Here is a 13,425-nt window from a genome sequence, read left to right as displayed (position 1 = left end):
CACGGATTTTATACAGTTGTATTCCGGGCGGCTCAATCTGGTTCCATTTCATGTAAAAAAAACAAATAACACTAACCAAAGTTTAATTTTCCTGCATCTTGCAGCTTATTATACGCATAAGAGGCCGCACCTATTGTTCCTGCCCGACTCCCAAGCTCTGCTTGAACAATTTTACACTTAATGCTTGATAGCTTCAACGCATGCTGATGCACAGTCTCTCTTACGGGTTGGAGCAATTTATCTCCCGCCGCTGCCATTCCCCCACCTACAATAATAAGATCCGGGTTGAGGATATTCACAACATTCGCTAATCCAAATCCAAGTATAGCTCCAGTCTCCTGCATTACTTCCATAGAGAGAGCGTCTCCAAGTTCGTAAGCTTCAGATATCATTAACGCGGTAATTTGCTCTTCTTGTTCCTTAGTCCAAGTCTGAATAATACTTGTTCGTCCTTCTTTCAGCTTCTCTTTAAAAGTATTCACCATGCCAATCGCGGACACATATCGCCCTAAACAACCGGAGCTTCCACATTTGCAGGGACGTCCGTTCCTGTACATATTCATATGCCCAATTTCACCAGCGCTATAAGACGTACCGTAGATCACTTTTCCGTCATTCACGATACCTGACCCTAATCCCGTTCCCAATGTAATCAGAACCAGATTGTTATACCCTCTTCCTGCACCTTGTTGCCATTCACCATAAAGATTAACCCTAACATCATTATCAATAAAAGTAGGAAAGTCATAGAATTTTTTCATCTCATCTACAACATGCACATGCTCCCAATCCGGAAAATTCGGTGAAAAAAAAGAAATTCCCGCTACCGGATCAAGTAATCCTGGCACTCCGATTCCCATTCCTTCTACCAAATCTAATGGAATATTCGCTTCATCCGTGATTAAACGTACGGCTTCTCTAATCCGTCCCAACACATGGGCTGGGCCCTTAGCAGCCTCTGTTGGTATAGATCTTTCTTTAACAGCTATAAAATCAGTATCGTAAATCCCTGCTTTAATATTGGTTCCGCCAAGATCAATCCCTATCATATACCGTTTCATAAAAACCTCCAGAATTAGATATTCTATCGCTTTCGATTAAGTTCTAGTACTAACTGCCGCTTCCGTTTCAGCTAACATCAAGCGGTTCACACCCATCTTAATCTGATTCTCGGTGAGATTAGAATAACCAAGTAGAAAGACAGGACCTTGAGGTTTACTGCCCACAAAATAAGAAGACGCAGGATAGACCCGAACTCCATATCGTAACGCCAATTCAGCTATACGATGCTCATCGGCACCAGATTCCAGCTCAATTAATAAATGAAGACCCGCCTCTTCCCCATAATAGCGGACACGACTGCCAAATTCAGCATCCAAACTTTTTACTAGACAAGCCCTGCGGGCAGCATAAAGTTTCCCCATCTGCGTAACATGCCTTGCATAATGTCCATTCTGAATAAATTCCGCCAACGCTTCCTGATCCAGAGCAGAAGACATACGATCTGTTATCCATTTGACCGCCAAAAAAGGTTGAATCAGAGTCGGAGGCAATACTACATAACCTATGCGCAGAGAAGGAAATAACACTTTACTAAAACTGCCTACATAAATTACTCTACCGTCAACATCTAGTCCAGCAAGCGATGATAGCTTCGGACCCTCGTACCTGTATTCACTGTCATAATCATCTTCAATAATAAAAGCTTGATTGGCTTTGGCCCATTCCAGTAACTGCACTCTTCGTTTCATCGACAGGGTCACCCCGAAAGGAAACTGATGCGAAGGAGTGACATAAGCTAGTTTTGGTTTTTTATGAGGACCTTCTTTGATGTGATCACAGCTTGCTTGGAGCTCATCTACAGAGATACCCTCTAGGTCAACTCTGATGGGTGTAACCACCGCTCCAGCGAACGAAAAAATCTCCCGCACAACGTTATGTGATGGATCTTCAACAACAACATGATCACCTTTTGAAACAAAAATTCTCGATAATATATCCAATGCCTGCGTTGCCCCGGATGTAATCACAATTTGCTCCGGAACCACGGGCATCGAACGTGTGGACCGTAATAAACGTGCAATCTCTTGGCGTAGTCCCAAAGAGCCCTCGACCGGACCGTAACCCAAAGTATCAGGAGATGCACGACGACAGGCATTCATTAATGCTTTTTGCCACTGATCCATTGGAAAAGCGTCCCATGCAGGTACACCGTGCCGAAAATTACATAATACTGTGTTCAAGTCGTTTTCTATAATAGAAGAAGGATTGAGTGTAAGGAAATCAGGACCCTTCGTTATAAAATTGTAAGGGTTATCAGAATCCTGGGGGTCTTTCTCCTCCACCGGCAGCCCCGCTATATAGGTACCTGCCCCTTTTCTCATCTCCAGATAACCCTCTGCTTGAAGTAGCTCGTAGGATTGAAGAATTACACTTCTGGATACTTCCAGTTGATTGGCCAAAGTTCTTGATGGAGGTAGCGAATCTCCCCCACTTAAAGCTCCTGAATGGATAGCATTACGAACCTGCTCATAAATTTGACGGCTTAATGGAATGGGTCTTTGTTTATCGAGAGTAATCAGCAATTCATGCTTCATAAGATTTCCTACCCTTCTAATCCGGGTTTTCTTAATGGTTCATAGTAAGGATTTTTACAATTATTGCTGCAGAAACAGCACCTAAGATCACGAGTAACAGCGGGATTTTCCTAATTAATACCAGTATAACAGCGACTATACCCGAAGCGATACCTACAAGATTGTCATCTGCGTCCACCTGAAATATCCCAGGAACCGTTAGAGCACTAAGAACCGCGATAGGCAAATATTCCAACAAAGCTTGGACTTTGGAAGAGCCATTCGTATGCTTTGTCAGCAGCAAAGGTACAAAACGAAATGAAAATGTAAGGATTGCCATCCCGATAATGATCAAAATAGTCATACGGATACCTCCTTTTCTACTTCAGCTTGCTCTGGAAATAAGGAGCCTACTGCCATACCAATTAACATAGCTGCAAGTATCGAGGAGTTTCCAAGTACGGGATGTAGGAGCCATGAAGAACCCGCCGCTGCTAAACATATGGCCAAATTCCGAATGCTTCCCTTTAGTTGTGGCACTATTAGTGCTATCAGTAAGGCATATAATGAGGTGTTCAAAGCAGGTAAGTATATAGCCGGAATGTAGGATGCCAGCGATATTCCCGCAGCTGTTGCCAGTAAATTTGCTATATACGGAGGAATTTGTAGACCCAGCAAATATGGAAGAGTTATATTTTCTTTTGAATGATTGCGGGGGATCATACTAACAGCGTACACTTCTTCTGTTAAACTAAACCCAATCCAGACTTTGGCCAGAGGATTGATTGTACGGTCAAGCTGACCCCCAAAAGATAGGCTGATAAACAAATATCTTAAATTAATGATCAACGTAAGCAGCAGGATCATTGGAGCGGCGGCCCCAGCAGCAAGCATTTTCACGCCAATAAATTGGCTGGCTCCCGCAAATACGAGCGCTGACAATAAGAACACTTCCAGACTCCCTAGGCCTAATCCCTTACCGACCAATCCAAACGTAAAACAAGCAGGAATAAATCCTGCAACAATAGCTACAGAATCCTTAAGACCCTTTCTAAACATCACTTTCTGATCACTCATAAGTTTCTCTCTCCCTTATCGTTGTCCCTAGAGAGAGCATACTTGGATACAATTCTTGTGGAAATAACCGCATGGGTGCGTATGTACCATACCAATTTCTTGACATAGAAAAAAGACCGCCCGCTAAGAGAGCGATCTTTAATGAAGGTTAAACCTCCTGAGGACTTTCCACAATCCCGCTGATTTCTTGTTGAATTTGGGATTTAATCTGATCTACATGGTCAAAATCTGTAGCTGCGGCATAGATTGTCTTTAACTCATCCAAAAATAATTTGGCATCTGTCAGATGTTGAATGGATTGTTTCATGGTGCTGGAATATCGCTCTTTAATACCTGCGATGGCTTCGGCAAAAGCTTCATCCGTACCTGGCTGTATGCACCGTGAATACATATCAACAATCTCGTCGGTGGCACGGTCAGGGAAATACTCATGCGGAGCTGTGCTGTCAAAAATAGCAAACCCAAGCTCGCGTACGATAATCATATCAAGACTGTTCGGATCGAAACCACAGTGGTAAATCTCAACATTGACACCACGTTTTATTCCTTCAGCTGCCAATTTTTTTAAAAGTGTAGATTTACCGGATCCCGCGCGACCTTTTACAAGATATCTTTTTAGTCCTGCGGTTAAATTAGGTACAAAATCCACTGCACCCTTAGGCGTAGCTGCACCTAAAAAACGGTGATCCACCCGGCTTACTTTTTCGAAGTTCTGATCACCATACAGAAGTTGAATATACTCCTGAGTCAGCTCATCAGCGGCTTGGAAATTCATTGTCGCAATATAAATCGCTTCCCACTCGTCATGAATGCGGAGTGCTTCAGCAAAGCCTGAATAAGCGAGTTCATGCTCTTCCGTGTACTGATCAACTAAGCTGTCGATCTCAACACAACGCTGGCTTAACTGGAGCGTATCGACGGCCTGCTCCAAATTCACATGTACGATGGCCTCTTCAGGCAATTCTGGCTTAATGACCCGTGGAGCCGTGCCATCTATAATTCCTACTTTTAATTCAGGAATAACCACTCCGTCGAGTGAATCATTATCTGACGCTGCGTGAATTAACCAGATCTCATAACCTTGTTGAGCCAGAAGATCTCCGATTTCTCGAATGATTCTAGTTTTCCCCGTACCGGGGCCTCCTTTTAAAACAAACAAACGCGTTAAATCTTGCAATGACGACTCATAGAGGTTAGAGAAGCCGTGAGCTGTGTTGCCGCCAGCAAAGAAATTCAGGATTGTTCCGTCCATAATCGCACACCTTTCCGGGCTGATGTCATGTTTCATTGTTCATCTTATTAATGTACCCAGGGAAAGGTGACGCTTTGAGTGAGATGTGGTTTCGTTAGCCGGTTCAGTTACAAACAAAACGATCCATAAACCTCTTAATGACGGGAACATCTGGAGGAGACAGCTCGCTTGGCAATTCTTCATAACTAAAAAAACGCAATTCTTGCACCTCAATTCCATCTACTTTTAGCGCCCCATCAAAGTCCGTGCATAGATACGCAGCTACAACATTATATACTTCATCACCGTGCGGGTATTTATAATAAAGATCTTTTCCAGAGAACATGTCGAACAAATCAAGAACTTTGGCTGTTAAGCCTGTTTCCTCAAAAAGCTCCCTCTTAGCGACCTCTTCTAAAGTCTCCCCAAGCTCCATTGAACCACCTGGCAAACCCCAGCACCCGTTGTCCGTTCTACGTTGCAATAATAATTGATGATTGCTGCACAATAAAACACAGGCTCCTGCCATTATAAGCGGTCTGGTACCTACCAGCTTTCTTAACTCCATAATATAATCGCTCAATAAACTATCCCCTGTCTTCTAATAGGCTCAAATACCCTACGTTAATAGAAGTTCATTTCTTTTTCTGCACATGAAAACCTTTGTCTTGCGCGTAATTTTCAATGCTCCAAATACCTATTTCCCGCTCTCGCGCCTTATCCTGAATCGCTCTAAATTGATCAACATATTTTGTGTTAGGTGCAAATACATAGGCTACACGTGCATAACCCTGCTCTAGCAGAATCTCATTGAACATTTTCCCATCTATATAGAGGTAACAAAGTAGGCGGCCATATTTGTCCCGCTCCGATACATCTAGTTCAATTTGTACATCTTTATCCGTAAGCATCTTTTTGGCGAAATCAGAAGCTTCTAGCGAAAATGGCTGTGGTTCGGGGATATTCGGATTCACTGACTCTGGAGTATCGACCAGCAATAAACGAATGGTTTCCTTTTTGCCGCCTATAGTCAGCTTCATGGTGTCACCATCGACTACTCGTGTTACCTTTGCATCTATTAAACGTTTGTTGTCCTCTGTTGTATTGTCTGGCGTAGAATCTAATCCAGAACTGGAATCGGCCGTAATCGTTGGAACTGGTTCTAAAGTAATCTGCTCGGCTAAGTTGCAGGCAGTTGTTGTTCCAAGTAAGAGTGTGATAGCTAGAAAGCTTTTTAATAGATAAATCTTATTCATTGATAACCTCTTTCTTATACACGTATGTAATTTCATGGGGTCTAATAAAAATAAATTAAAAAACTTAAAAACACAAGACTGTAATACTAATCATAGAAAACAGCGACAGCCATGTACCAGAAAAAAGATACTTGGCTATCGCTGTTTCGCCTTTACTCTACTTCCACCACGTTTAATTTGGAAATCTTTATTTTGATTATGATCGATAAGAAAGCAAGCAGGGAAAACATAATTCCGATCCAGATGAGTTGATGTATTCCTGCATGAGAAATAAACCAACCACCGATAGCAGTCCCTATAGTAATTCCAAGGTTAGAAAATGAGATAAACAAGCTGTTACCGAATTCGGGAGCTTCTTTCGCTTCGGTCGTTAACCATGCTTGACTGACAATCAGTCCGCCGGAATGCACTGCCCCCCAAATGATTATGATAACAACCATCGGAAGGAAATAAGAACCTAGATAATATACGAATAAGTAAGTTACCGCATATAACAATGGAAACATGATAACGGTCTTTGTAATGCCTTTATGCAAAAGGCTTCCAAATAAAAAATTCCCAAAAATCATGATTATCCCAAAGGCCATCAACATGATACTAATCCATGACCCGTTCATATGTGTTACCTGCCCAAGATATTCAGCAAAGTAACTGTACACAGAAAACATAGCTGCAAAGATAAAAATAACTGCCACAATATTTAACCACAATAGGGGTTTGCGTAAAATACCAAGTTGTTTACCATAAGACATTTTTTCTTTAACTGGCATGGAAGGAAGCCAAGCTAGTATTCCTAAAAAGGCAATTATACTTACGACAGCTCCAAAGAGAAAAGCGACTTCTAAAGAAATTTTGTCCGCGAGATAAGAAGTCAAAGGCACACCAAAAGCAAACCCGACCGTTATTCCGGCGAAAACCTTTGTAACTGCTTTGGTGCTCTTTTCCGGAGGGACAAGTTGGGCAGCGGTAACAAGTGCAACTGAAAAAAATACGGGATGAAAAATAGCAGGGATAATACGAAAAATCAGCATTACTTCAAACATGGTCGTATACGCATAAACAATATTTGAAATTGCAAAAATAAGTACAGCAGTTAATAGAATTACTTTACGATTAATTCCAGAAGCCAATAAGGTCAGAAATGGACCTGAAATAGCAACAACTAAAGCAAATATACTTACAAGCCATCCAGACTGAGAAGTTGATATATTAAATTTTTGAGTTACCTGTGGCAGAACACCTATAATCCCCATTTCCGTTGTAATAATGCCAAATACGCCTAAAGCCAAAATAATAATAAGTAAAGGGTTAACCTTTTTCATTTTAAAATAATCCTCCGTTTATATTTACATATTTAGATTTGTAGATATGTATTATCAAAAAAAAGCCCTTCCTCCTCTCTCCTATAGTTTCTCTTTAATATAATCGGAAAATTCTTGAATTATCTTTTCGTTTCGACGATAATACGTCCACTTCCCAATTCGCTCAGATTCCAGCAAACCAGCTTTTTGCATGGTCAATAGATAGCTCGAAATAACCGACTGTGCAAGCCCCGCTTTAGCTTGAATATCGCCCACGCAAATCCCGATTTGAAAATTTAGGCCTTGTTGTAAATAAGGCTTTTCATCAAAAAATTCCTCGGGAGTTTTTAGCCACATCATAATTTGACTACGAGTCTCGTTAGACAACGCTTTGAATATCATTAAAGGTTCCATGTGTTCCATTATATCTATTTTTATAGATTTGTAAATACAAAAGATGCCGATGTCTCGTTGTTGCAATAACATTATGTAGATTCATGTTTCGTATCGAATTGTTCGTTTAGTGAATTAAATATTTCCAAATCAACCAGCAAAGCAGTACGGATACCCACGAAATGAAACCGAAAATCATCACGATTTTGTTCTCACTCCATCCGTATTTTAAGCTAAAGTGGTAATGGATCGGAGCCATCCGGAATAGCCGCAGCTTCGTCCGTTTGTAGTACCAAACTTGTAAAATGACCGACAACTGCTCCGCAAAATAAACGAAAAACAAAATTGGAAACAAAAGCTCAACCTTTTCAATGACAGCCAGAACGGAAAGGGAGCCCCCGATCGCCAGTGATCCAGTATCGCCCATAAACGCTCTTGCAGGATAAATATTGTAAAGCAAAAGCCCTAGCAGACAACCGATCATAACAAGTGAAAATGTCTGCACTTCAGGTTTGTCCGAAATCATAAAAAAGAAAAAATACGACGGTATGGCAACATTGATCAGTAGCCCATCGAGACCATCTGTAAAATTGATGGCATTCGCGGAGCCGACCACAAACAGCAAAATGATGGCCACATAAAGGTACACAGGCAACTGCAGATTTTGCCCTTTAAATAACTCGATATCACTCGTCAGGCCGAACGAATGGAACAACACATATAATATAATTCCAGTAAAAAGAAATTGAAGCACTAGTTTTGAGCGGCCGCTGATGCCGGAAGGATTTTGCCAAAAAGCCTTTTTGAAATCATCCAAAAATCCGACTGAACTAAACAACAAAAACGTAACGCATAAGAGTAACATTAGAGGCCCGGGTTGAAACTGCAGCGAAATCGCTATCCCGATAAGCAGGATCAACCCTGCCATTAGTGGTGTACCCCGTTTGGCCTGATGATCTGCTGGAAGCTCGGCACGAATCGGCTGCGTTAACCTCAGTCTATGCAGCGTCCAGATTAATAGAGGTGTAAATACCGCCACCAGAAGAAAAGACAGGCCGGAAACAGCCAGAATTCCATACATACAACGAACTCCCCTCTTTGGAAAAGATCATTTATAATACTCACAAAATATTTCTAGAGTTAATGAGGTCGTCTGTAATTATGTACTCTTTTCATCTGTTGATAAAGAGAAATTATTCTATTTTTATTTCCTGTTTTCTGCTGTGTAACAGCTGAGAGTTTTCTATAAGCAGATCCCAAAGCATAAACTTGCCCAATGAGAAAGTTTGCACTTTGGGCAAGTTTACATTAGTATATAGTCAGTAATCCTAATCTTCACCACAAAAACAGCCGTATGGGAGGTGTATACATAAAGTTATGATTAAACAAACTTTGAGAGATTTCAAAAAAGAAGCCACTGAAAAAGCGCTAGCTGAAGCGGCATTCGAACTTGCACTTGAACATGGGTTGGACGGTTTTGTTGTTGAAGATATCGTGCAAAAAGCCGGCTACTCCAGAAGAACTTTCGCAAACTATTTCACATGCAAGGAAGAGGCAGTTGCGATGGGAGCAGTTACCGTACGGAACACGAATGAGTATGAAGAATTGCTCACCAAAATCCCTGAAAATGCCTCCCTGCTGGATACCTTATATCAACTAATTAAGATGCAACTTACAGCTGAGCTTATAGGGAGGTTGCGTGAGCTTTCATTACTTTCCCGAAAATTCCCAGCCCTCGAGCCCCATTATTTAAGAGCAATACACCTTACGCAAACTGGAGCACAAAAAACATTGTTGCACTTGTCAAATGGTAAGTATGACGAGGTTTATACTTATCTGCTTATAAATTCGGTTTACGGAACTGTACTTCCCTTAATTGACGGAAAACTTAATGTGCTGCTTCCGGGACAAACGACGAGCGACGATCCAAGTCCTGAAACTCTTACGTTCGATCAATTTTTGGAAACTATTTACGGATATTTACGCAACGGATTCTAATAGGCTAACAATCAGTTTTCATCATCGAGGGAGTGTAAAATAGATACATGTCAACATTATTATACAGAGTGGGAAAAACCGCTTATCGTAAACCTGGGTACTTCATTTTAGGTTGGATTTTAATTTTAGGAATTGTCATCTCTATGATCAGCATGAATGGTATTCATATCAGTTCGGAAATGAAGATTGAAGGCACGGAATCGCAAAAGATTTTGGATCAATTAGCAACAGAACTTCCGGCTGCATCTGGTGGACAAGGAAGTGTCGTGTTCAAAGCACCTCAAAGCGAGCGATTGGATACGCCAGAACGTTTGGCAGCGATCACTAAGGGTATTAATGAGGTTTACGGTATAAACGAAGTGATTAATCCTGCGGATTATGCAGCGGAAGCAAGTAGTTCAACTACTGAAGCAACTCAGGCTGCCAGTATGGATCAGTCTGCAACAGCCACAGCACCCCCTTCCTATGGTCCTCTGATGGCAGATGGTGTTCCGGTGCCTGGTGTTATTCTTTCCGCAGACGGTAGAATTGCATTGTTCCAATTCCAGTTTACCATTGAGCAATCAGCTATCTCTCAAGATATTTTTGATTCTGTAATTGATACCGTCATGAATGTCGAGAAAGATACCAACATTACTGTACTGCCGGGTGAGACACTCAAATCAGTATCTATCGGTGTAGGATCAGCTGAGATTGTCGGACTTGTCATTGCTGCAATTGTTTTGCTGGTGACGCTTGGCTCTGTCGTTGCAGCAGGGCTGCCCCTTATAACTGCACTGCTTGGAGTCGGCATCGGTGTGGGTGGAGCATTTTCTATTTCCAAATTCATTGAAATGCCTAGTGTCACTTCCGTCTTGGCGCTTATGATTGGATTAGCCGTCGGAATCGATTATGCTCTTTTCATTGTAAATCGCCAACGCCGGATGATTATTGATCAAGGATTAAGCGCACAAGAAGCTGCGGCTAGAGCAATTGGCACATCCGGCAGCGCCGTATTTTTCGCCGGTTTGACGGTTATTATCGCTCTCTGCGGTATGCTTGTAATCGGGCTTACTTTCTTATCTACGATGGCGTTAGTAGCAGCAGCTACCGTCCTCATCAACGTATTTGTTGCCTTAACCCTATTGCCGGCATTGCTCGGATTGGTGGGTGAACGCATCTGTTCGCCTAAAGCTCGCAAGAAAAACAAGGATCATCATAAAACGGGTAACCGCGGTATAGCTGATAGATGGGTTAAATTTATCATCAAGTATCGTTGGGTCACTATTGTTGCCATCGTCCTGGTACTTGGCGTAGCAGCAACCCCCATAGCGAAAATGGAAATGGGCATTCCCGGAGCTGCCTCAGCGAATTTGGACACGGTAGCAAGACAAAGTTATGATGCTATATCCGAGGGTTTTGGAGAGGGATTTAACGGACCGCTTATTCTGGTTGCAGAACCAAAGAATTCTTCCACTCCAGTCACCCCGGAACTCCTAGGAAATCTTGTAAAAGAGCTCCAAGCTCAAAAGAATGTCGCGCAGGTCACTCCTCTGGGCATGACTAAGGATTTAGCTATCTTCAGTCTGATTCCAGAAACGGGTCCTAGCGATATAACAACCAAAAATCTGGTGAATGATTTACGGGCTACGGAATCTAGTATCGCTCAAAGTAATGATGTTAAACTCGGGGTTACCGGCTTTACCGCTGTTAACATCGATATGTCGGCCAAACTGGCAGATGTATTTCCCATTTATGTAGGAATCATCATTCTCCTATCGCTCATTATTCTTCTGTTGGTATTTCGTTCGATTATCGTTCCTATCAAAGCTACGATCGGTTTTCTGCTTAGCATTCTCGCTACCTTCGGGATCACCACAGCCGTGTTCCAATGGGGCTGGCTCCATACTCTCTTCGGTTTCGACACCGGTGGCCCATTGCTAAGCTTTATGCCAATCATCGTTACGGGTATCCTATATGGGCTCGCGATGGACTATCAGGTTTTCCTTGTCAGTTCCATGCGTGAATCGTACGTTCATGGTCATGAGGGATCAGAGTCCGTTGTTCATGGATACAACCAGGTGAGTCGTGTCGTAGTAGGCGCTGCTATAATTATGATCTCCGTTTTTGCAGGGTTTATTTTTACGGATGATGTCATGATTAAACAAATCGGCTTTACACTGGCCGTAGGGATCTTAATCGATGCTTTCATTATTCGAATGGGATTAGTTCCTGCTGTAATGTCTATTTTCGGCAACAAAGCTTGGGCACTTCCAAAATGGCTCGACCGTATTCTGCCAAACCTGGATGTCGAAGGCGAGAAACTGATTGCTACACTCAATGCTAAAGACAAATCTAATTCCATGAAATAGAAACAATAATAAACAGCCTGAGCCATGTATTCCTAGGGGTTCAGGCTGTTTTGTTTCTGTGGTAAGATTCGCTTCCCATGAAACGATGTTGGAGAAAGAGCTTAATAATTAAGGATTATAGCGGGGCGCACACCGTAACAAGCTAAGTTTACATGTCCGTAACTGCGAATACTGCTACGGGTACCTACAAAATACGCACGTGAAGAAATCGCAGGTTGAGTTCTCAGCCACCACCATGAGCAGCCAAACTCTTCATCCTTCTCAAGGATATAATCAGCTTTGACTTTTTTATCATACACATACAATTTACATCCATCGTTCTTTTTCACTTTGGAGAATCCCGTTCCTATCGCCCTACGCTTCGCACGTAAAGTATCTTCACCAAGTTTAAAGGTCAATTCATTCGCCTCCGAAACACTGAGCAGAAAAATCTTATCTTCCGTGTTTATACTTCCCTCTCCGTTATCTGTGCATTGTGTAGTCTTGATGAGCCTGTGCTCGGAGTCATTAAAAGCGGCATTATAAAAATCATCGTTCAACCACTTTCGCAAATCGGAGTCATGCCATGTAACATCAACATATTCACTGTGATACCGCCTGCAGTCCAAAATGTACTCGCTTAAAATGAACAGCTCTCTACCTGAATTTTGCAGCACCCGCCACTTTATCGGCATTTTTTCTGCTCCGTCCGCCATTTGCGGATAAGAGCCAAAAGTAATTATTTCGCCGGGTTTTGCCCGCTCATACATGGGAGTAAGATTATCATTTTCATTACAAATCATAATAATAAATTCTGTAGTTCCTTTAACGATTTCAGCTTCCCGGCTAAATCCTAGTTTTTCATACAAGCGTATCGCTCTATCGTTGAACTTCGCCACTGTCAGCCGCTTTGGTTTTTCCTCGAATCTCTCATTAATATAGTTAAGGACTGTTGTGAAAAATAGAGTCCCATTCCCCTGTCCGGTTAACTCTGGCTTCATTCCTAAACCCACATCTATAAAATCCTGAGAATATGTATATTTATCATTTGGAACCTGTGCCGGACTTCCTACACAGAAGAATCCGATCAATTGTTTATTTGCATCAAGTACAGAAAAAAATGCTTCCTCTAGCATTTCACTTATAGCTTCAGGAGTTGTTTCATTATTGTAAAAATCATAGGGTGGATCATATTGCCAGCTTAAAATATCCCTAGCAGCATCAGCATTCAGCTTTTCCACGTAAAGTTCCATTTCGCATCCC

General features: G+C 42.0%; 13 protein-coding genes. 2 read left to right on the top strand and 11 right to left on the bottom strand.

Translation table 11 applies throughout. From position 1 onward, the window contains the following. Positions 1-71: 71 nt before the first annotated feature. The 10 genes from PODO_RS13350 to mraY all read right to left on the bottom strand — a co-directional run bounded on the left by PODO_RS13350 (position 72) and on the right by mraY (position 8,915). A complete protein-coding gene (locus PODO_RS13350; protein ID WP_038570659.1) occupies positions 72-1,061 on the bottom strand; it encodes an ROK family protein in 990 nt (329 codons plus the stop codon). A gap of 36 nt (positions 1,062-1,097) precedes the next feature. Then, positions 1,098-2,597, bottom strand: a complete 1,500-nt coding sequence (pdxR, locus tag PODO_RS13345) for a MocR-like pyridoxine biosynthesis transcription factor PdxR (protein WP_038570656.1) — start codon at positions 2,595-2,597, stop codon at positions 1,098-1,100. Between the two features lie 31 nt (positions 2,598-2,628). Then, a complete protein-coding gene (locus PODO_RS13340) occupies positions 2,629-2,940 on the bottom strand; it encodes an AzlD domain-containing protein (protein ID WP_038570653.1) in 312 nt (103 codons plus the stop codon). Then, entirely contained in the window at positions 2,937-3,653 is a 717-nt protein-coding gene (locus PODO_RS13335) for an AzlC family ABC transporter permease (RefSeq protein WP_038570649.1), read from the bottom strand. Before PODO_RS13335 ends, PODO_RS13340 begins: the two co-directional genes overlap by 4 nt. Before the next feature lie 148 nt (positions 3,654-3,801). Beyond that, on the bottom strand, positions 3,802-4,905 hold the full coding sequence (locus PODO_RS13330; RefSeq protein ID WP_036686710.1) for a PRK06851 family protein: 1,104 nt from the start codon (positions 4,903-4,905) through the stop codon (positions 3,802-3,804). A 103-nt stretch (positions 4,906-5,008) separates the two neighbouring features. After that, positions 5,009-5,452, bottom strand: a complete 444-nt coding sequence (locus tag PODO_RS13325; protein ID WP_038574424.1) for an NUDIX hydrolase — start codon at positions 5,450-5,452, stop codon at positions 5,009-5,011. 67 nt (positions 5,453-5,519) lie between these two features. Further along, positions 5,520-6,140, bottom strand: coding sequence for a thermonuclease family protein (locus PODO_RS13320; protein ID WP_052097003.1), 621 nt, complete (start codon positions 6,138-6,140; stop codon positions 5,520-5,522). A 152-nt stretch (positions 6,141-6,292) separates the two neighbouring features. Beyond that, complete coding sequence (locus PODO_RS13315; protein WP_036686708.1) at positions 6,293-7,462, bottom strand: MFS transporter; 1,170 nt, start codon at positions 7,460-7,462, stop codon at positions 6,293-6,295. Between the two features lie 81 nt (positions 7,463-7,543). Then, complete coding sequence (locus tag PODO_RS13310; protein WP_051491476.1) at positions 7,544-7,855, bottom strand: ArsR/SmtB family transcription factor; 312 nt, start codon at positions 7,853-7,855, stop codon at positions 7,544-7,546. 106 nt (positions 7,856-7,961) lie between these two features. Further along, positions 7,962-8,915 carry a phospho-N-acetylmuramoyl-pentapeptide-transferase gene (gene mraY / locus PODO_RS13305; protein WP_038570646.1) on the bottom strand — a complete coding sequence of 318 codons (954 nt, stop codon included), beginning with the start codon at positions 8,913-8,915 and terminating at the stop codon, positions 7,962-7,964. A gap of 296 nt (positions 8,916-9,211) precedes the next feature. Between mraY and PODO_RS13300 the strand changes: the two genes are divergently transcribed. Then, complete coding sequence (locus PODO_RS13300) at positions 9,212-9,832, top strand: TetR/AcrR family transcriptional regulator (protein ID WP_036686703.1); 621 nt, start codon at positions 9,212-9,214, stop codon at positions 9,830-9,832. A gap of 47 nt (positions 9,833-9,879) precedes the next feature. Then, complete coding sequence (locus PODO_RS13295) at positions 9,880-12,183, top strand: MMPL family transporter (RefSeq protein WP_038570643.1); 2,304 nt, start codon at positions 9,880-9,882, stop codon at positions 12,181-12,183. Positions 12,184-12,284: 101 nt separating this feature from the next. Here PODO_RS13295 and PODO_RS31890 read toward each other — a convergent pair whose 3' ends face one another. Further along, positions 12,285-13,415: a GNAT family N-acetyltransferase gene (locus tag PODO_RS31890; protein WP_080742484.1), complete on the bottom strand. Its 1,131-nt coding sequence runs from the start codon at positions 13,413-13,415 to the stop codon at positions 12,285-12,287. Positions 13,416-13,425: the final 10 nt, after the last annotated feature.

The sequence above is a fragment of the Paenibacillus odorifer genome, from assembly GCF_000758725.1.
Lineage (GTDB): Bacteria > Bacillota > Bacilli > Paenibacillales > Paenibacillaceae > Paenibacillus_AQ > Paenibacillus_AQ odorifer.
This window is presented reverse-complemented; position numbering and strand designations above follow the sequence as displayed.